At 69.7% G+C, this 18781-nt stretch carries 19 protein-coding genes; 7 read left to right on the top strand and 12 right to left on the bottom strand.

All coding sequences use genetic code 11. The annotated features are described in order from the left end of the window. From AB0M73_RS31630 to AB0M73_RS31590, 9 genes are all read right to left on the bottom strand, one after another. Positions 1-1437, bottom strand: a complete 1437-nt coding sequence (locus AB0M73_RS31630; protein WP_363898217.1) for a cytosine permease — start codon at positions 1435-1437, stop codon at positions 1-3. Further along, a complete protein-coding gene (locus AB0M73_RS31625; protein ID WP_232241190.1) occupies positions 1434-1688 on the bottom strand; it encodes a Rieske 2Fe-2S domain-containing protein in 255 nt (84 codons plus the stop codon). Before AB0M73_RS31625 ends, AB0M73_RS31630 begins: the two co-directional genes overlap by 4 nt. Then, positions 1685-2497 carry an iron-containing redox enzyme family protein gene (locus AB0M73_RS31620; protein ID WP_363898213.1) on the bottom strand — a complete coding sequence of 271 codons (813 nt, stop codon included), beginning with the start codon at positions 2495-2497 and terminating at the stop codon, positions 1685-1687. Before AB0M73_RS31620 ends, AB0M73_RS31625 begins: the two co-directional genes overlap by 4 nt. Beyond that, positions 2494-3270 carry a dihydrodipicolinate synthase family protein gene (locus tag AB0M73_RS31615; RefSeq protein ID WP_363898211.1) on the bottom strand — a complete coding sequence of 259 codons (777 nt, stop codon included), beginning with the start codon at positions 3268-3270 and terminating at the stop codon, positions 2494-2496. The genes AB0M73_RS31620 and AB0M73_RS31615 overlap by 4 nt, the downstream gene beginning before the upstream one ends. Continuing rightward, positions 3270-3764 (bottom strand): DUF6190 family protein, encoded by a 495-nt coding sequence (locus tag AB0M73_RS31610; protein ID WP_363898208.1) that lies wholly within the window; start codon positions 3762-3764, stop codon positions 3270-3272. Before AB0M73_RS31610 ends, AB0M73_RS31615 begins: the two co-directional genes overlap by 1 nt. Then, a complete protein-coding gene (locus AB0M73_RS31605) occupies positions 3757-4959 on the bottom strand; it encodes an aminotransferase class I/II-fold pyridoxal phosphate-dependent enzyme (RefSeq protein WP_363898205.1) in 1203 nt (400 codons plus the stop codon). Before AB0M73_RS31605 ends, AB0M73_RS31610 begins: the two co-directional genes overlap by 8 nt. Before the next feature lie 306 nt (positions 4960-5265). Next, positions 5266-5940 carry a DsbA family protein gene (locus AB0M73_RS31600; protein ID WP_043723980.1) on the bottom strand — a complete coding sequence of 225 codons (675 nt, stop codon included), beginning with the start codon at positions 5938-5940 and terminating at the stop codon, positions 5266-5268. Positions 5941-5979: 39 nt separating this feature from the next. Then, positions 5980-6801: an MBL fold metallo-hydrolase gene (locus tag AB0M73_RS31595; RefSeq protein WP_043723978.1), complete on the bottom strand. Its 822-nt coding sequence runs from the start codon at positions 6799-6801 to the stop codon at positions 5980-5982. Between the two features lie 22 nt (positions 6802-6823). Continuing rightward, positions 6824-7804 (bottom strand): DMT family transporter, encoded by a 981-nt coding sequence (locus AB0M73_RS31590; RefSeq protein ID WP_363898201.1) that lies wholly within the window; start codon positions 7802-7804, stop codon positions 6824-6826. A gap of 105 nt (positions 7805-7909) precedes the next feature. Here AB0M73_RS31590 and AB0M73_RS31585 point away from each other — a divergent pair, with 105 nt between their 5' ends. The 5 genes from AB0M73_RS31585 to AB0M73_RS31565 all read left to right on the top strand — a co-directional run bounded on the left by AB0M73_RS31585 (position 7910) and on the right by AB0M73_RS31565 (position 13694). Continuing rightward, complete coding sequence (locus AB0M73_RS31585; RefSeq protein ID WP_363898198.1) at positions 7910-8539, top strand: helix-turn-helix domain-containing protein; 630 nt, start codon at positions 7910-7912, stop codon at positions 8537-8539. Between the two features lie 277 nt (positions 8540-8816). After that, positions 8817-9911, top strand: coding sequence for an AMP-binding protein (locus AB0M73_RS31580; protein ID WP_363898195.1), 1095 nt, complete (start codon positions 8817-8819; stop codon positions 9909-9911). A 25-nt stretch (positions 9912-9936) separates the two neighbouring features. Next, complete coding sequence (locus tag AB0M73_RS31575) at positions 9937-11424, top strand: PLP-dependent aminotransferase family protein (protein WP_363898192.1); 1488 nt, start codon at positions 9937-9939, stop codon at positions 11422-11424. 442 nt (positions 11425-11866) lie between these two features. After that, a complete protein-coding gene (locus AB0M73_RS31570) occupies positions 11867-12139 on the top strand; it encodes a hypothetical protein (RefSeq protein WP_363898189.1) in 273 nt (90 codons plus the stop codon). A gap of 4 nt (positions 12140-12143) precedes the next feature. Then, positions 12144-13694 (top strand): hypothetical protein, encoded by a 1551-nt coding sequence (locus AB0M73_RS31565; protein WP_363898186.1) that lies wholly within the window; start codon positions 12144-12146, stop codon positions 13692-13694. 3 nt (positions 13695-13697) lie between these two features. Here the strand turns inward: AB0M73_RS31565 and AB0M73_RS31560 are convergent, their stop codons facing one another. Then, entirely contained in the window at positions 13698-14120 is a 423-nt protein-coding gene (locus AB0M73_RS31560; protein ID WP_363898184.1) for a VOC family protein, read from the bottom strand. Positions 14121-14154: 34 nt separating this feature from the next. Here AB0M73_RS31560 and AB0M73_RS31555 point away from each other — a divergent pair, with 34 nt between their 5' ends. Beyond that, complete coding sequence (locus tag AB0M73_RS31555) at positions 14155-14520, top strand: hypothetical protein (RefSeq protein ID WP_363898181.1); 366 nt, start codon at positions 14155-14157, stop codon at positions 14518-14520. 507 nt (positions 14521-15027) lie between these two features. Continuing rightward, entirely contained in the window at positions 15028-15705 is a 678-nt protein-coding gene (locus AB0M73_RS31550; RefSeq protein WP_363898178.1) for a hypothetical protein, read from the top strand. 9 nt (positions 15706-15714) lie between these two features. On the opposite strand, the gene AB0M73_RS31545 is transcribed toward AB0M73_RS31550, so the two are convergent. Further along, complete coding sequence (locus AB0M73_RS31545; RefSeq protein ID WP_363898175.1) at positions 15715-18036, bottom strand: ABC transporter permease; 2322 nt, start codon at positions 18034-18036, stop codon at positions 15715-15717. Next, on the bottom strand, positions 18033-18701 hold the full coding sequence (locus AB0M73_RS31540; RefSeq protein WP_363898172.1) for an ABC transporter ATP-binding protein: 669 nt from the start codon (positions 18699-18701) through the stop codon (positions 18033-18035). The genes AB0M73_RS31545 and AB0M73_RS31540 overlap by 4 nt, the downstream gene beginning before the upstream one ends. Between the last annotated feature and the right edge of the window lie 80 nt (positions 18702-18781).

Below are 18781 nucleotides of genomic sequence, written 5' to 3'. Positions count from 1 at the left end.
TCACACCCCAGCCAGAACCGGATTTTCCCGCTGTGCGGCCGTTTTCTCCGGGTAGGCCCGCAGTAGCAGGGCGTAGGCCACGGCCGTGGCCGCGAACGACGTGAGGCAGCTCAGGTCCAGCCCGCCCAGCAGCTCCGCGATCGGTCCCGTGTAGACGGCGTTGCCGACCGAGAGCACGCCGACCACCACGCCCAGCGCCATCGCGGCGATCGCCCTGGGGTTGTATCCGTTGCGGTACCAGTACCTTCCGCCGCCGCCGGTGGCAAAGGTGCCGAGATCGGCGGCATGGTAGGAACCCTGGTGGTGCCGGTAGCCGATGATCATCACTGCCGCCCACGGCGACACCGCGACCAGCAGCATGGTGACGAAGGCGGCCATCGAGTCGACGGTGTCGAATACCATGGTTCCCACGTACAGCAACACAAAGCCGAGCACCGACACCAGGATCGTGGCGAACGCCCGCGACTTGCGCCAGAAGATCGAGTTGGCCGACAGGCCGGCGGCGTACACGCACAGCGAGCCTTGCGGGAACGAGCCGACGAAGCCGAACAGGATCACCACCACGGCGAACCAGACCGGCACCGAGTCGGTCAGCGACTGCACCCACGGCTGGGTCTTGTCCTGGAACACGGTGGTGACGTAGGCGCCGGCCAGCAACGCCAGCAGGCAGCTGAGCAGCAGCGACCCGCCGTTCCACACCATCAGCTTGGACGCCTTGGTGTTCGCCGGGAAGTAGCGGCTGTAGTCGCCCTGGAAAGTGGCGTAGGACAACGGAACCGAGGTCGCCACCAGCGCCGACAGCAGCCAGGTCGCCCAGAAGCCGCCCAGCGCGTAGTCGCCGCCGGCGTAGTCGGCGGAGAACTGCGGCGCCAGCACCGCAACCATGCCCAGCACGACCAGGCCGCCCACCACCGCCGTGATCTTGTACATCGCGATCAGCGTGGCGTGGCCGTACACCGCGACCAGGATCACCGCCACCGCCACGACCGGCATCGTGGCCGCCAGCGCCGCCGAACCCGTTGGGGTGCCGAACATCCGGTGGCCGGCCACCATCACCGCGGTGCCGCCGGTCCACACCGTGATGGCGAAGAACCCCAGCCCCACGCCGATGGTGATCACGTTGGTAACGACCCGGCCCCTGACCCCGAAGTGCGCCCCGCTGGCGATGGCGTCGTTGGTGCCGGTCCGCAGCCCGAACAACACCACCGGCGCCACCAGGGCCACGCCCAGCACCAGGCCGGCGGTGATCGCCGTGACGCTGGCCCACCAGCCCAGCCCGAACACCACCGGCAGCGCGCCGAGCACGACCGTGCCGAAGGAGAACTGCGCGGAGTGCCAGATCCACAGGAAGTCCGACGGCCGCGAGACGCGCTCCCCCTCCGGGATCACGTCAATGCCATGGGCTTCCAGCCTGCCGGCCTTCTCGGTGTCGCTCATTCGGCCTCCCTCACCGGCAGGGCGGCGCAGTCCGGACCCGCCACCCGTTCCCCCGTGCACAGGTCGAAGGTCGCGAAGTGCAGCGGGCAGGTGATGCGCAGCCGCTTCTCGTCCACGTAGCCGTAGCGCAGCCGTCCGCCGCGGTGGGGGCAGGCGGCCGGCACCACGATGTGCCGGCCGCCCGCGGTCACCAGGACCTCGTGCTCACCGAGGGGTCTGAGGACGTCCGACCCGGTCCGTCGGCCGATCACGGGGCCACCTCTCGGGCCTTGGCCACGGCGGCCACGGTCGCGGCGGCGGCGACCTCGCTGGTCAGCTCCACCCCGGCCCACACCTTGGCCAGGTCGAGCCCCCGCTCGGCGTCGAGCTCCATCAGCGCGGTGCGCATCTGCTTGCTGTGGAAGTCGTCGATGTACAGGTGCTCGGTGTAGTACTTGTCGTGGCTGATGCCGAGCCGCTTGGCCGCGACCGCGTAGCACTTGAAGGCGAACAGCACGCTGGACTCGAAGTACGCGTAGGCGCCGAGGAACGTCTCCGGGGCCGGGGCCCGCCGGGCCAACCAGTGGAACAGGTTGACGTAGGCGTAGCTCTCCTCGTTCCCGTCGTCCAGATAGGACTCCAGTTCGGTGCTCATGTCCAGCTCGGTCAGCAGATCCCGGTACAGCTGGGAGTGCGCCTGCTCGACGTTGCCGCAGCCGAGCTCGTCGATCAGCACCCGGAACACGGACATGCCGGCGCGGTGGGGCAGCCGCGGCACGATCGGCAAGTGGGACAACGACTCCACGAGTCCGTCTACCGCGAACTCGCCCACGATCACCTTGAACTGCTCCAGGGTCGCGTGCTCCGCGATGTACGCATCGGCCTCGGATCCGGCCGCTTCCTCGTCCCGTAATCGCTCCGACATCGCGGTGAACAGCGCGGTGCGGCTGGCGAAGTGCGGCGCCGAGGCGGTGAGCTCGCAGATGCGCTGCCCCAGCCACTTCTCCTCGATGTCCAGGATCTCGGCGTACTCCTGCGCGGTCGGCACCGACCGGTTGAGCTGGTAGAGCCGGCGCATCATGTCGCGACCACCTCGTCGCTGTCGATCACGCCCCGGCTCCGCAGCTCCTGCTTCACCCAGCGGTACCAGTCGTCCTTGAACACGCCGAACTTCTCGCACGCCGCGTTGATCGCCGCCTGCCGGTCGGCCGACGGCTCGGCCAGCATCGCGTTGCACAGCCCGGGTTCCAGGTTGGCCAGCGGCCCGATGAGGCCGGCGACGCCGGTCACCTCGGACAGCAGGTTCTCCCAGCCCTCGAACACCGGGATGGTCAGCTCGGCGGCGATCCGGCTGGTCAGCGCCGCGTCGCCGCTGGACTCCTTGATACCGGCGATGCCCGGCAGCTGGCAGATCCGCAACAGCGTCTCGACGGCGATGTGGTTGCCGGACAAGGCCTGCTCGTTGTAGAGGAAGATCGGCACCTGCACCGCGGCCCGCAGCTCCCGGTAGTGCGCCAGGATCGCGTCCTGGCTGACGTCCGCCCCGAACGGCGTCGTGACGACCACCGCCGACACGCCGAGGTCCTCGGCCACCAGCGACCGCTCGATCACGGACTTGGTGTCGGGCAGCTGGATGCCGGACAGCACCGGCAACCCGTTGGCGTGTCGAATGGTGTACGACACCATGTCCAGCCACTGCTGCTCGGACAGGGCCCAGCCCTCACCCGAGCTGAGCGTGGGCATCAGGCCGGTGACCTCGCCGCGCACCGACTCGATCAGCCGCTGCACGCCCTTCTCCGCCACCGCGCCGCCGTCGAGCGGCGTGATCAACGGGACGATGGTTCCCTGGTACATCAACGCTCCTCGAGGAATTCGGTCGGCACGCTCAGCGCGAGCGACTCGGCATACATCCGTTCCAGCGGCCCGGGAAACGCGGTGTTCACGGCCGCCGGTAGCGGCCGCACCGGCAGGTCGGCGCGGGCCGCCAGCCGCGGGTTCGGGGTCCGCAGCACCGAGCCGGTGGCGATCACCATGCCCATCAGCAGGCGCTCGTGCATCGGCAGTTCCTTCAGCGCCGGCTCGTCCAGCGCCGTCCGCACGTCTTCCTCGGTGTAGGCCGGCCGCTCGATGCGGACCACCGTGTGCAGGTTGTCCATGAACGGGTAGTAGGCGTCCTGGTCGGCGCGGCCGTAGGTCCACACCAGCGCGTCGCAGCGGCCGACCTGCTCCTGGCTCATCAGCACCGAGCCGTCGAGCCGTTCAACAAAGAACGCCTTGCACGCCAACCGGATCCGCTCGTCGGCACAGTGCATGCCCATGAACGTGGCGGCATCGATGACTTCACGCATGGGCACGCAGCGTCTCGCTCATGACCCGGATCGCCTGTGCGAACAGGCCGGGGTCGCGGGCCAGGGCCAGCCGCACGTAGCGCTCGCCGCGCTCGGGCCGGTTCCAGTAGAAGTAGGTGCCGGGCAGCACGTACACCTCGGCCTCCTGCAGGATCTGCTGGAGCCGCGTGGCGGTCAGGTTCGGGTCGGTGATGTGGAACCAGGCGACGCTGACGTTGACCACCGGCTCGATGTACTCCAGCACCGTGCCGGCCAGGCCCGTGCGGACCACCTCGCGGTTGCGGGCGATCACGTCGCCGACCGAGGCCAGCGAGTCGTCGATGGAGTCCTCGATGTAGTGGCTGACGAAGTTCAGCACGAACGGGGACACGTTGAGCAGCACACTGGTGTGCAGGTTGTAGACGTCGGGGTAGATGTCGTCGCTGGTGGTCAGCATGGCGCACTTGGCGTCCTGGATGGGCCAGGTCTTGCCGGTGTCCTCGATGATCAGGTACGTGACGCCGGACTCCTCCAGCAGCCGGTACACGTCGAAGCGGTCCACGTTCTTGTCGGCCAGCGCGAAGGAGGCGAAGCACTGGTCGATCAGCAGCGTCTTGTTGTGGTCGACGCAGTAGCGGACCACCTGCTCGAAGCCGGAGCTGCCGTCCTTGAGCAGGCTGAAACCGGTGGGGTTGTTCGGGTCCACGATGAACAGCGCGTCGGTGGTGACCGTGCGGCGCAGGCCGTCGTAGATGCCGTCCAGCTCGGCGAACACCGACTCGTCGACCGCGGCCAGCGGCACGTCCATGTTCTTGAGCAGGTCCACCAGGTTGTCGAAGCACGGCTCGATCAGCGACACCGACATGCCCCGCCGGCGCAGGAACATCGCCGCCACCATGGTGGACACGCTGGCCGCGTAGGACAGCATCGTCTTGCCGAGGCGGGCCGCCGTCGGCTGCTTGTGCAGCCGGAAGAAGGCGTCGATGAACTTCTGCTCCATGAAGGACTGCTGGTTGTCCTCGGACTCGTACCACAGCTTGGGCAGCCGGGCGACGATGTCCTCCTGGCTGCCGGACTGGTGCTGGTGGGTGTGCGCGTCGGCCAGGTTGAACCGGGTCTTGAGCGCCTGGATCTCGTGCTGGGTCAGGTCGACGAGCCGGCCGGACGCGGCGGCGAATTCCTCGTCGACAACAACGGTGAGCGCATTGTCCGCCATTACTCCCCCTCGATCGGGTATCCCAAAATAATTCGGACGAACACCGAGAGAAACGAACTGACAACAGTTCGTGAAATGGAACTCCGATCGCGTTCACCGGAGACAACGAAAGCCTAGACCGAACACCACGCAGTCTTGATAACAGGACGGTAACGATGCCCAGGATTCAGGCCCTTTCGGGGCCAATTCACGACGATTTATGGGGGCCAATTCGCCGATCCCCCGAGCACGCGAAAAGGGGCGCCACCGGTCACGGTGGCGCCCCTTGTGCCGAACGGACCAGGTCCGAACGCGCTGGTTACGACCTCACAGCGAGCGCTTGAGCAGCTCGTCGACCACCGACGGGTCGTCCCCGCCGATCACCGGCCAGCCCACGCCGTAGTCGCCCTCCCAGCCGACCTTGATGCCGGGATTGGCATGGTCGCTGCCGTCCGGCAGGAACAGGTGCGGGCTGCAGTTGACGACCTCGGTCGCCGACACCGCCGCCTGCGCCGACAGCTCCGACCGGGCCCGGCCGTCGTTCAGCGACGCCTCGATGTGCGCGGCGTCGATGCCGACCTCGGCCGCGACGTCCAGGATCACCCGCTGGTTGGTGATGCACCGCGACTGCGCCCAGAAAGCCTTGCGCAGCCCCAGATCCAGCCGCTCCGAGGCGTCGAGGCTCTGTTCCTTGGCCGCCTGGATCGCCTCCAGCGCGGGCAGCGTCGAGGACGGGTACAGCCAGTCCTTGTCCTGCCACAGCTGCCAGCCCGCCCCCGGCTCGACGCTGGCCATCCGCCCGACCTCGCTGTCCGTGCCGGTGCGCGGGCTCGGCGCGTTGTTCAGCAGCTCCAGCGGGAAGGCCCGGTGGTCGAACCGGATCTGCTCCTCCAGCCCGAGCCGCTTCCTGGACTCGTGCAGGCGGTGGATCGTGATGTGCGCGAACGAGCACCAGATGTCGGAGAAGACGATCACGACACCCTTGGGCGGCGTCAGGTCCATGGGTCACTCCTCAGCGAAGAACGTGAAGACACGGGCGGCTCAGTCGCCGGCGGCGACGACGGGCGGCTGGTCGTTGAACTCGAGCCGGCCCAGCACGGCCTCGGGGTCGAGCTGGTCCGGGGGCAGCACCATGGGCAGGGTCGGGATCTCGGCCATGGCGTCGAGCAGCCGGTCCACCCGGCCCTCCACCGCCGGCCCGTGCGAACTGAGGATGCGGTCCGGCCCCAGGGCCCGGATCTGGTGCAGCACCACCTCGAACTTGGCCGGGTCGGTGAGCGCGACCCACGGGTGGTTGGACCGGTTGAACAGGGAGAAACCCTCGAAGAAGTCCGACTCCTTGACGTCGTCGACGTCATTGGCGACGGTCGGCAGCACGGAGCCGAAGCTGTCGGCGCTGAACAGCGTGCGCGAGCCGTGGTCGAAGGCGGCCAGGGTGGCCGGCGAGTCGAAGGCGGGCGGGCGCAGGATGCTGAACTCGCGGTCGCCGGCCGTGAACGAGCTGCCGGGGTTCACCAGCAGCATGCGGTCGCGCGGCAGGTCCCACTCCTCGGACAGGCGCACGACCGACAGCTGGCTGGTGACGAGTACGGCGTTGGGCGCCTCCGCCATGATCTGCACGATGTTGCCGGAGTGATCCCGGTCGTCGTGGGTGAGCACCAGCCACTTCAGGTCGGCGGGGTCCACCACCGACCACAGGGTCTCGGCGAAGTCGACGGCGTCGATGGGCATCCCGGTGTCGACGAGCACCGGTTCGCTGCCCCTGACCAGGTAGCAGTTGACCGGGAGCAGGCCGGCGCCGGGAATGGGTAACTGCGACGGCAGGACGTGCACGTCCTTGGCCGCGACATAGGCCTCACGCATGGGTGGTCTCCCCCACTGGAGATCAGGTGAACTGGATCAGCACCGAGCCGACGACCAGCAGGCCGAGGCCCGTGATGCGGGGCGCGGTGAGCTTGCGCTGGGCCATCCGGAACAGCCCGCGGCTATCCACGGTGGCCGAGGCGATCTGCTGCCCGGTGACGGTCAGCGCGACGGTGCCGGCGGCGCCGATGGCGGGAATGGCCAGGAACGTGACCAACACGTAGATCGACGCGCAGATGCCGCCGAGCCAGCCCCACCACGGCATCTCCCGCAGCGGCGCGAACTTCGGCGCGGGCGTCTTGTTGAGCGAGCGCAGCACGACCAGCACGATGAAGATGGCCAGCACGGCCACCAGGAAGCTGATCATGTCGACGGTCACCGGGTTGCCGACGACCTCGCGCAGCGAGGCGTTGATGCCGGCCTGGATGGGCAGCACGCCGCCGCCGACGATGCCGAGCAGGATCCACGGGATCTGGCCGGCGCCGGTGCGGGTGGCGGCCGGCGCCCCGGCCGCGCCGACCGACTTGGCCGGCACGGGCGCCGCCGGCCTGGCCGCCTTGCCCTGGCCGCGGATGATCACGACGATGCCGGCCAGCAGGGCGAGCACGCCCAGCGCGATGCCGAGGCTGACCGGCTTGCGCGGGATGTCGAACAGCCCCAGCAGGTCGATGCTCAGCGACGAGATCATCTGGCCGGTCACGAACAGGCCGCCGGCGGCCAGTGCCCCCAGTCTCGGGAACAGCAGGATGCCGCTGGTGATGTAGAGCGGGCTGGCCAGGCCGCCGAGCAGTTGCCACGGCTGGGCGTGCGAGATCTGGGCCAGCCCGCCGAAGCCGCCGACCGCCGCGGTGGCCAGCACGAGGACGCCGGCGGCGACCCCCAGTTGCAGCGTCGACGCGCCGTACGGCGTGCCGACCGCCTTGTTGAGCTGCACGTTCACCGAGGCCTGGATGGCTAGCAGGCCGCCGATGAGCAGTGCCGAGATCACGAAGATGGCGTCCATCCCCTACCTCACCGCTAAGTGGACACTGTGACCGGTTACGGTTCGGACGATAGACTAGAAGCGGACACGATGTCCAGTTACCGGCGACTGGGTTAAGGTGGCGACATGCCGAGCAGGACTCACGACGGTCAGCCGTTCGACCTGCCGATCGTGGGTTCCAGCGGGTTGCCGGCCCGTCCGGTCGAGCGGGCGGACGCGGCCCGCAACCGCGCGAAGGTGCTGGCCGCGGCCGAGCGGCTGTTCGCGGAAGCCGGCACCGACAGCGTCACCATGGACGAGATCGCCAAGGCCGCCGGCATCGGCCGGGCCACGCTCTACCGCCGCTACCCGGACACCCGGTCGATCGCGGTCGCGCTGCTGGACGAGCACGAGCGGGCGCTGCAGGCGAAGATCATCCTGGGCGCGCCGCCGCTGGGCCCCGGGGCGCACCCGGCCGATCGGCTGGCGGCGTTCCTGACGGCGATGGTGCATCTGCTGGAGGCCCACCTGCATTTGGCGCTGGGCGCGGAGACCGGGCACGCCCGGTACACCACGGGGGCCTACGCGTTCTGGCGTTCGCACGTCCGGCTGCTGCTCACCGCGGCCGAGGTCCGCGACGCGGACGTCCTGTGCGACACCGTGCTGGCCGGCCTGGCGCCGGAGGTCTACTGGTTCCAGCGGCACACCCGGGGCCATTCGGTCGACGAAATCGTGACCGCATTGCGCCTGCTGGCCGCCCGCGTCACCGCGCACTGACCTATCGCCCCTGCCATCTTTCGGCGGACATCGACAAATGGTCACACCCCATCGGGAACTGACATGACGCAGTTCGCACGTTATGCCCGTGTCCTTGACACCTCACAGATACGCTGCTTAGCATCGCCGTAACACGTTTCCGCTATTCGCGGTACCTTTTTCTGGGGATGAGGAAAACCGTGAACACATTCCGTGAGCGCCGGTCGTCACGCGCCCGAAGACCGAACGGCGGCGGGCGATTATCTCTGCTCACCGAGCCTTCGAGCGGGGCGCGCTGATGCAGTGGCTGGAGGACGTGCTGCGCCGGGGCTGGCACAGCCACCGGCCCGCCGTCGAGGTGCTCACCGCGGCCGGCGTGGTCGCCCGCACGCTGAGCTACGCCGACCTGCTGGCGGCCGCCGCCGGGCTGGCCGCCGACCTGACGGCAATCGTTTCCCACCACCAGCTGCGGGTCCTGATCGTCGCCGCGAACAGCCCCGAGCACATCGTCGCCGATCTCGCCACGACCATCGCCGGCGCCGTCACCACGGCCCTGTCGCCGGGCTCTGACGAGGCAGAAATGCGGCACACGGCGGCCGGCGTCGACGTCGTGCTGTGCGACCCCGACGGAATGGTCACGGTGAACCGGCTGGGCCTCGACCGTCCGATCAGGACGGTCGACTGCGCCGGGCGGCCGGCCGGGGACGCGCCCGAGCTGGCCGGGGATTCCGACGACGCCCGCAAGCTGGTGGTCTGCCCGAACGCCGAGGGGGAGCTCGCCCTGCCCTGCGGGGCGATCGACGAGGTGCTGCGCGCCGTCCGGCTGCGCGCCCCGACCGGCGTTTGGCGGCGCTACCTCTGCCTGACACCGCTGCACACGCTCACCGAGCAGGTCTTCGTCTACCTGACGTTGCAGCACCGGGGAACCGTGCGCCTGAACTCGTCCGCCACCGTGAACCTGGCCAATGCCGAGGCGACCGCCGCCCAGCTGACCGCGCCGGTGGCCGAGGCGCTGGAGGCGGTGCTGACGCGGCGTCCCGAGCTGGACGGCGAGGATCTGTGCCAAGTGCTGTTCGGCGCGCCGACCGCGCCGTACCTGGTGTGCTTCGACCCGCTGGCGCCGACCGCCGAGCTCGCCGCGCGCGGCGTCCCCGTGCACCGGGGATTCGCCGTGGACGGCGTCTACCCGCTCACCCTTGCGGCGCAAGGGGCACCCGGGCCCGGCGTCGGGGAACCGCTGAGCCATATCTGGTTGAAGGTGGGCGAGAACGGGGAGCTGATGGTCAAGAGCAAGTCGAAACTGATCATTCCGTGGCGGCCGGCCGAGGACGGTTGGCTCCGGCTCGGCATTCAGGGGGACGTCGATCCGACGGGCCGCATCCACATCGCGTGACACCATTTCTCGTGGGGGAGAAGAGATGTCCGGCTTACCATCGCAGGCAATTCTGAACAAGGATTCCGAGACACCGCTCTACCGCCAGCTCTACGACTGGCTGCGCAAGGACATAGAGACCGGACAGCTGCCGGTGGGCAGCCGACTACCGGCCTCGCGGGCCATGGCCGAGCGGTTGGGCGTGTCCCGCAACACCGTGCTCGTCGCCTACGAGCACCTGCTGGCCGACGGCTACGCCGAGGGCCGGGTCGGCTCCGGCACCCGCGTCGCCGCCCGCGGCGAGGACGCCGAGCACACCCGGTTGCGGGTCGAGCGGCGAAAGCCGCTGGTCCAACGGCTTTCCGCCGCCGGTCGCGCCGTGTTGCGGGCCGAGCACGAGTTCCGGGACCTGTCCGAGGCCCGCCGAGACCCGACCCGCCCGTTCACGCTGGACGTGCCGGCGGTCGACCTGTTCCCGACGAAGGTGTGGGGCCGGCTGCTGGCGGCCAGGGCCGGGCGGGTGGATTCCCTGATGGCCCAGCAGTCGCCGGCCGGGTTCTGGCCGCTGCGGCAGGAGATCGCCGCGTACCTGGGCCTGCGGCACCGGATCCGGTGCGCGCCGGATCAGGTGATCGTCACGTCCAGCGCCTGCGCCACCGCCGGCCTGCTGGCCAAGTTGTTGCTGGCCGCGGGAACCCCCGTGCTGGTCGAGGAGCCGTGCCGGCCGTCGATCCGGGCGGCCTTCATGGCCGCCGGCTTTCCGGCCTGCCCCACGCCCGTCGACGAGAACGGGCTCGTGGTCGACGCCGGCGTGACCCGCTTCCCCGGGGCCCGGATGGCCCTGGTCACCCCGCACAGCCAGTTCCCGCTGGGGCACGCCATGTCCCGGCAGCGGATGGCCGAACTGCTGGCCTGGACGGAGCGGGTCGACGGCTGGGTGATCGAGGACCACGACGATCCCGGCAGCTGGACCGAGCCGTCCGCGCCGACGCCGTGCCAGTTCGACAACGGCCGGGTCATCCACATCGGCGAGTTCGGCCAGGTGCTGTTCCCCGGCCTGCGCATCGCCTACGCCGTCGTGCCCGAGGAGCTCGCCGACGTCGTCACCACCGCGCAGCGGGCCGCCGTCGGGCTGCTGCCCATGCTTGAACAGGCGGCGTTGGCCGATCTCATGTCCACCAGCCACTTCATGCGCCACCTGCGGCGGGTTTCCGACGCCTACGGGGAACGCCGCGAGGTCTGCGCGCAGGAGCTGCGCTCGTGCCTCGGCGACTCCCTGCCCATCCAGTCCTCCGCCCGCGGCACGCACCTCATCCTCGGCCTGCCCCCGGGCGTCTCGGCCGACGAGATCGTCGCCGCCGGACGCCGCAGCCGGGTCCGGGCCTATGCCCTGTCCCAGTTCTACGCCAACCCCGACGGCGTGCCGCCGCGCCTGGTCCTCGGCTACGGCGCCACGCCACCGGACGAGCTCCGCGCCGGCGTGCACCGCCTGTGCTCGGTGCTGGGCGAGATCAAGGAGCCGGCGCTCGCGTAGTCCACTGTGGATGACGGCCTGTCCGGCGGCTGCCCGGTAGGCCGTCATCACCGGTGCGTCGACGCGGACGCCACGGGCCCGTGTGCCGGTGGAGACAACTGCCCTCACCGGTTCACGTTCGACGCCTGCGGCCGGCCACGCAGGCCACGACCAAGGCGGCGGCTATCCGCCGAAACCTCGTCTTTCCTCCTTGAGATCGGCTCACCTGAGGGAAACACGCTCGATGGCGGTCGGCGGCGGTCGCCGGCCGAACACGTGACCGCCGCGCGCCCGCGAAACAAGAAGCGGCTGAACCCCACGTCCGGCCGGCCGACGGTCACGGTGTTGTCCCTGGTTTCCGGGAGAACCGGGCGGATTTCCGTGTTAACGGCGGCCCGGACCACCTGCGCCCAATCGGTTGAACCTCGCCGCCACATCCGTTTTCGATGGTTATCGTGCATTCGTGTTCCTGGCACCTGCCCGCGTGTGGTGGGCCGCTCTGGTCGTCGTGGTGGCGGTCCTCGAGCTGTTCTTCCCCCCGTCCGCCTCGCTGACCCGACTCACGGTCGGGGTCTTCGGCCTGATCGCCGCGGTCCTGGGCGGCATCGTGCTCTGGAGCGTGCGCGAGGAACCGGAGCCGGCGCCGATCCCCGACCCCGTGCCGGAACCCCCACCGGTCCCGGAACCGCCGCCGCCGTTGAACGAACGGATGTCGCGGCCGACCGGGAAGAGGTGACAAGATGACGTGCCAGCAGTGCGGCTGGGACGATCCGGGCGAGCACGCCTACTGCGAACGCTGCGGCGCCAAGCGGGTGCTCGACCCGGCTTCTTCGACCGGGGCCGCCGACTCCGTCGGTTTCGCGCGGGACGCCACTCGCTACCTGTGCGCGGCGGTGCAGCTCGATCCCGGGCTCAACGACTCGGCGCTGCGCGGCATCCTGCACGAGGAGCACCGGGCCGTCGCCTCGTCGCCGGGCGTCGATCTCGTCACCGTGCTCAAGTACGGATTGGCCGCGCGGCAACGACAACTGTTACGTGACGGCCTGCTCGGCCTGATCCTGTTCATCTTCATCATCCTGTTCCTGGGGTCGCCGCCGCAAGCGTTCGCGTGGCTCATACCGCTGGGGATCTGCGCGTGGGGAACGGTGTTCGTGGAGTCGATGGTCGCCCACTACAGCGTGGTCGCGATCCAGCTCACACACGCCGCCTTCGATCCGGCCAAGGCACCCCAGCCCGACAACCAGCGTGACCGGCAACGGCTGGCCGAGATCGGGGCGCGGGATCGGGGCAATGTCACGGTGTTCGCCAACTACGCCCCGTTCGTCGGCTACGGGCGCACCGCCGAGCAGTGGTCGTTCTCGCTCAATGTGGCCAAGGCTGCCGAGGATCGGGAGGTCACGCCGTTCACGGTGCAGGAGTTGCACGACTTCGTCGCCGCTGACGTGGGAAACCTCGGCCTGCCCGGCGTCGCGGTCGAGGACCGGCTGTTCGTCAACGGGCTGGATCTGTTGCACGGCTTCGAACCCGAGGTGGAGAAGGCCGTGCTGCCCAACGAGTTGGCGGCTCCAGTGTCCCGTGTGGACGATGACATGTTCGATCGCCTCCAGGACGACCCCAAGAGCCGGGCCCGGCCGTATCTGGTGGTGCGTATCGGCGGCTGGAGCGGGCAGCTGGTGGTGACCCAGTTCCTGCGCTTCGCCCTGCTGCCGCAGAAGGACATGCTGTTCGTGGAGGCCAACTACTGCCTGCTGCCGCCCATGCGGCACGAATACCTGGCGGTGGACCGGTTACGTGCTCGTCCCACGTGGCGGCAGATCAGCCGGGTCGCCTCCGCCAGCCTGGCCAAGACGGTGCCGGGCCTGTTCGGTGGCTTCTTCCGTACCGTGGCCGTGCCGCTGGCCGCGCTCGGCCGGGCCAGCAAGCTGCGGCGGGAGGCGCGGGAGATCACCGAGGACCGGTCGTTCAACTACGGTGCCCGGCAGAGCCTGCGCGAGCAGGCCGCCGACACCCGCTATCACCGCTATTTCCAGCAGTTGGACCGGGAGATGTACGGCAAGCTGGCCGAGCGGCGCGTGATGGACGCCCTCACCCGGTTCCTGGAGGATCACGGCGTCGACACCAGCGAGCTGGTCGAGCGCACGACCATGATCATGAACAACGGCATCTACGTCTCCGGGCAGGGCAAGATCGACGCCAACAGCCTGGCTGTCGGCGCCAACGCCGTCGCCCGCACCTTCAACCGTGCCACCCAGTCCCGTGGCTCCGGCGGCTCCGGCGGTCAGAAGGGCTGACGGCTAGTTCGGCGACACGAAGACACAGAACGGATGACCCGACGGATCCGCGTACACACGCAGCGGCTCCTGCGGGTCCGCCGACCGGTCGAGCAGCATCCGCGCCCCGAGGCCCAGCGCCTTGTCGTGCGCCGCGTCCAGGGCCTCCACGTCCGGCACCGTCAGGTCCAGGTGCAGCTGCTGCGGCCGGTCCGGCGCCGGCCACGCGGCCTCCGGCAGCTCGTCCACGTGCTGAAACGCCAGCTGTGAACCGCCCGGGTTGCGCAGCACCAGCCAGTCCTGGCCCAGCGGGTCCGGCTCCCCCTCCGCCGGCCGCTCGTCCCCCTTCCGATACTCCAGCCCGAGCAGCTGCCGGTAGAACTCCGCCAGCCCCCGCGCGTCCGTCGTGTCCAGTACCACCTGTCGGAACTTCGGTGTCGTTTCCACACCAGCCACCCTGGCACGCCTTTACGCTGCCGGCATGCCCGTCTCCGAGAAGGCCCGTGCCGCCGCCCGCACGTTCCTCGACCCCGACGACGAGATCCGCTACATCTTCCCCGCGGTCCTGCTCATGAGCGCCCGTCCCTGTGTCCTCATCGTGGTCAGCAACAAGGCCGTCAAGGTCCTGTCCACCGGCCACTGGAGCCGCACCGTGCCCAGGACCCTGGAGGCCGAGTTCCCCCGCCAGACCCGCCTCGGCCCCGTCGAGGACCACGTCGGCGCCCGCTTCACCCTCGGCGGCCTCAGCTTCGAGCTGGACGAGGAGTACATCGCCGTCGTCAACGCCGCCGACCTCGAACGCGGCGCCCGCGACCTCCTCCCCCCGGACCCCCTCCCCGACCTCTGAACCACGGTCGCCGGCCCTGGTCGCCGGGCTACGGTCGTCGGGCCCCCGGTCGCTGGCCCCTGGTCGCCGGACTCCGGTCGTTAGGCCCTCGGTCGCTGGCCCCTGGTCGCTGGGTCAGAACTAGGCCACCGGGATCCAGGACTCGGTCTGCCCGCTTGACGGGCCGGGACGCGGCCCGCCCGGGAGGGGAACAGGCCATCGCTCTGAAACCCCCGGCCTGCCCGCTTAACCAGCCGGGACACAGCCCGCCCCGGGAAAAGAACCGACCACCGACCCGAACCCGCCATCCAGCCCCGCCCGGCCGGAGCAGACAGAGCCGGATCGAGCAGCCCCCGAATCAACCCAACCAGATCAACATGGGAAGCCCGGCCCACCGAGGCCGACCGTGATCGCGTAGCCCGGATCTGCCAGTTTCACCGGGTACAATGGAAAACGGGGGCTGCTCACGCCTTGTTGATCTTGACCGTTCCGCGATTGAACGCGGCGGGGACCCGCTAGCCTGGCCCGGTGAGTGGCGCGGACACCATCTACCTGGTCGAGGTCGGCTCCGAGCAGGCGGGCGAGGGCGAGCGGAACACTGTGGGCGGGTGGCCGGTCCTGGATGCGGGGCGGGCGTGGCCGGTGTGTGACTGCGGCGAGCGGATGGTGCTGTTCTTCCAGGTGGACGTGCCCGCGGACATCGCGGTGTTCGGCGGTGACCACCTGCTGGTGTTCCAGTGCCCCAAGCACAACGACGCCTGCTTCCCGCCGTCGAGCCGGCGGCTTCCCGAGGGGTTCTGGGATGCGCCGCCGGACAACGACATGCGGTTCTGGCAAATCCTGCTGCACAAGGGAAACACCCGGGCGGCGGAGGCGGATGCCTACCTCCAGCCGCATCGGCTGATTCTCACGAGGGCGGAGGAGCGGATCGACGAGCACGGGCGTGGGCGTCCGGGGTTCAAGCTCGGCGGAGTCCCGGCCTGGGCGCAGGATCCGGAGCACTACATCTGCCGGTGCGGAGCGGCGCTGGCCCAGGTCTGCCAGGTGCCGGAGGACTTCGGCTTCGACAAGCGGCCCGAACGGCCGTCCCAGCCGTACACCTTCCACGACGATCAGTACGGCCTGTTCCTGGGCAACGAGGTCTACATCGTGGCCTGCCCGGAGCACTGCGACCCGGCGGCGGCCTGGCCGATCGCGCAGAACTGACGCCCGGGGTCAGTCGACGCGCATGGCGGTTACGGGGGTTTCGCGGGCGGCGCGGCGCGCGGGGAGGAGGCCGGCGATCATGGTCAGCACGATGAGGCCGGCGGAGGTGCCCAGGAGCAGGGGCACGGGCACGGTGAGCGGGGCGCCGAGGCCGAGGGACAGCACAGCCAGCCAGGCGTGGGGAATGCCGATGATCAGTCCGAAAAGGACACCGACGACTCCGTGCAGGGCGGCCTCGGAGACGGTGATGCCGCCGAGGGCCAGGCGGGTGAGGCCGATGGCCCGGAGCATGCCGGATTCGCGACGGCGCTCGACCACGGAGAGGGCGGCGGTGGTGCCGACGCCGACAACGGCGATCAAGAGGGTCAGCGCGAGCACGGCCAGGGCCAGGATCTCCAACGAGGCAACGAGGTCACGGCGTTCGTCGCGGTACTGGGAGAGCACGGTGACCTGGGCGGCGTCGCCGAAGCTGGGCGGGGAATCGGTGGTGAGCAAGGCGTTGGTCGGCCGCTCGGGAACGCCGAGGTGGCTGAGGTCGGCATGGTTGATGGCCACGCCGACGCCGGCGATGCTCTCCCCGACGACGATCGCCGCGACCTTGATGTGCAGCTCGCCGAACGACAGGGTGTCACCGAGCTTGACGTGAAGGATCTCGGCGTAGCCGGTGGAGACCGCGGCGCGGCCGGGGCCGAGGTCGTCGAGCGAGCCACCGGTGGTCCGGATGTCGCCGACCAGCGGCAGCTTGGCAATGTCCACATCGGACACATTCAGGCTGGCAGGCGCGCCGTTGACGATCAGGGCCTCACGGGCGATCCGGAACTTCAGGCCGTCGAGCTTGGCCAGCACTGCGTCGGGGATGGGCTGATCTTCCTTGGCCGCGGTCACCTCGACGTCGGCCGGGAACGCGGCGGCGACCTCGGCGTCGTTGAAGGCACGCACGCTCTCGCCACCGACGAGCACGCCGGTCAGCAAACCGGTGCCCAGCGCGACGACGGCGGACACTGCGGCGGCACGGCGAGGAGCACCGCCAACCCCTTGCACGGCAAGGCGAACCGTCGGCCCGAGCGGGGCAACCACCGCACCAATCCCACGCAGCACGGGTCGCAACAACACGGGCCCGAGGGCCAGCAGGGCGCAGAACGTCAGCGTGCCGCTGGCGATGGTCAGCAGCAGGAAGTGCAGGACCGCGCCGCCGGGCCGCGAGGTGGCGACGATGCCATCACCGAATGCCTTGTACGTCACCAATCCCGCCGCGGCCAGCAGCACGACCCCGATGGCCACGCGCAGCCAACTCGCCGTGGACGAGTCGCGGTCGGCGTCGGTGACCCGCAGCGCCTCCAACGGCGAAACCCGGCTGGCCGAGCGAGCCGGCGCGAGGGCGGCGAGCATCGTGACCAGAATCGACACGACAACCACGAGTGGAGTGAACGGCAACGCCGGCCCCGGGCCGCTGACGCCGAGCAGAAATGCCACCAGGTAACCGACGCCGATGGCCGTCCCGGCGCCGATGACACCGGCGACCAGACCGACTAGGGCGCCCTCGGCCAGGAAGGCCCGCACCAGCTTCCGGCGCGGCGCACCGACCGCCCGCAACAGCGCGGTCTGCCGGATCCGTTGCGCGAACACGATTCGGAACGTCGAGGTGGCGACCAGCAGCGCGGCGATGACGGCGACGATCACGAAGGCCGTCAGCACCGCCAGCAGCGATTCGATCTTGCTGTCGGCCGCCGCCAAGGCCTCGTCCCGTGCCTCGTCGGCGTTTTGGACGCCAGGCAGCGAGGAGGACCCGACAATGTCGATCCGGCTCAGCTGCGCCGGGGCCACAGCCAACAACGCAGTGTCCGCCATGTAGACGGCCGCCCCGTCGCCCGAGGGAGCGTCGACGATCGCCGTCACCTTCAACGACTTCAGCACCGACCCGATGGCCAGTCCGGACGTCGCCGAAGCGGCGATCTCGTTGGGGCCATGGGGATAGGCGCCCTCGATCACATGGATCCGGCTCAGCGGGCCGGAGCCGGGATCGGCGGTGAGCTGGTAGTGCTTGCCGTTGACGTTCAACGACGCCACCATGCGGCCGGTCGCGTCGACGACGCCGGGCGCGTGCCGAACCTTGTCCAGCTGCGACAAGGGCTCGCTGCCGTCGGAGTACAGCACCTGGTCCACACCGGACGGAATGGTGGTCAATGTGGACAGTGCCGTGGCCTTGGCAATGTCGTGCGTCAGCATGGCCGCCGTGGCGAAGAAGGCGGCGACGGTGATGGCGATGCCCGTCAGGGCCAGCCGGGCCGGCTTGCGCAGCACGCCCCGAAGGTGAGTGGCGACGAAGTTCACGCGGCCACCCGCCCATCGGCCATCGTGATCACCTGATCGGCGAAGGACGCAGCGGTCTGGTCGTGCGTCACCATGACGGTGGTCTGCCCGAGGTCCCGCACCGCCGTGCGCAGCAGCTCCAGAACCTGGTCGCTGGAGGCCGAGTCCAGGTTGCCGGTCGGCTCGTCGGCGAAGATCACCTCGGGCCGGCCGAGCATGGCCCGCGCGATGGCGACGCGCTGCTGCTGGCCGCCGGACAGCTCGGACGGCAGGTGCCGCAGCCGGTCCCCGATGCCGAGCATGTCCACCAGGTCGCGGAACCGTGCCTTGTCCACCGACCGGCCGGCCAGGGCGGCCGGCAGCAAAATGTTCTCCCGCGCGGTCAGTTGCGGCAGCAGGTTGAACGACTGGAACACGAAGCCGACGCGGTCCAGCCGCAACCGGGTCAGGCGGCGGTCGGACAGCGCCGTGACGTCGACGTCGCCGAGCAGCACTCGCCCCGAAGTGGGCGTGTCGAGGCCGGCCAGGCACTGCATCAGGGTGGACTTGCCGGAGCCGGAGGGGCCGACGATCGCCGTCAGCCGGGCCCGTCCGAACGCGACGCTCACCCCGTCCAACGCGCGCACCTGCGCCACTCCGCGTCCGTAGACCTTGACCAGGTCCGTCGCGGTGATCGCTGCTGCCATGCCCACAGCCTCGCCGCTGGCACCCGGACGACGCCTCTGCCCAAGGACCGGTCCGGCTATGACTTTCGGCCGACCTGCGG

The organism is Kutzneria sp. NPDC051319 (assembly GCF_040682195.1).
Classification (GTDB): domain Bacteria; phylum Actinomycetota; class Actinomycetes; order Mycobacteriales; family Pseudonocardiaceae; genus Kutzneria.
Note: the sequence above shows the minus strand (reverse complement) of the source record. Positions and strands in the feature narration are given on the sequence as shown.

Bases quoted from the DNA above. Each gene is read 5' to 3' on its own strand.
- AB0M73_RS31585 (WP_363898198.1), top strand. From the start codon at position 7,910: ATGCCGAGCAGGACTCACGACGGTCAGCCGTTCGACCTGCCGATCGTG.
- AB0M73_RS31610 (WP_363898208.1), bottom strand. From the start codon at position 3,764: ATGCGTGAAGTCATCGATGCCGCCACGTTCATGGGCATGCACTGTGCC.
- AB0M73_RS31555 (WP_363898181.1), top strand. From the start codon at position 14,155: ATGCCCGTCTCCGAGAAGGCCCGTGCCGCCGCCCGCACGTTCCTCGAC.
- AB0M73_RS31590 (WP_363898201.1), bottom strand. From the start codon at position 7,804: ATGGACGCCATCTTCGTGATCTCGGCACTGCTCATCGGCGGCCTGCTA.
- AB0M73_RS31595 (WP_043723978.1), bottom strand. From the start codon at position 6,801: ATGCGTGAGGCCTATGTCGCGGCCAAGGACGTGCACGTCCTGCCGTCG.
- AB0M73_RS31620 (WP_363898213.1), bottom strand. From the start codon at position 2,497: ATGATGCGCCGGCTCTACCAGCTCAACCGGTCGGTGCCGACCGCGCAG.
- AB0M73_RS31575 (WP_363898192.1), top strand. From the start codon at position 9,937: ATGTCCGGCTTACCATCGCAGGCAATTCTGAACAAGGATTCCGAGACA.
- AB0M73_RS31605 (WP_363898205.1), bottom strand. From the start codon at position 4,959: ATGGCGGACAATGCGCTCACCGTTGTTGTCGACGAGGAATTCGCCGCC.
- AB0M73_RS31565 (WP_363898186.1), top strand. From the start codon at position 12,144: ATGACGTGCCAGCAGTGCGGCTGGGACGATCCGGGCGAGCACGCCTAC.
- AB0M73_RS31630 (WP_363898217.1), bottom strand. From the start codon at position 1,437: ATGAGCGACACCGAGAAGGCCGGCAGGCTGGAAGCCCATGGCATTGAC.
- AB0M73_RS31540 (WP_363898172.1), bottom strand. From the start codon at position 18,701: ATGGCAGCAGCGATCACCGCGACGGACCTGGTCAAGGTCTACGGACGC.
- AB0M73_RS31600 (WP_043723980.1), bottom strand. From the start codon at position 5,940: ATGGACCTGACGCCGCCCAAGGGTGTCGTGATCGTCTTCTCCGACATC.
- AB0M73_RS31580 (WP_363898195.1), top strand. From the start codon at position 8,817: ATGCAGTGGCTGGAGGACGTGCTGCGCCGGGGCTGGCACAGCCACCGG.
- AB0M73_RS31615 (WP_363898211.1), bottom strand. From the start codon at position 3,270: ATGTACCAGGGAACCATCGTCCCGTTGATCACGCCGCTCGACGGCGGC.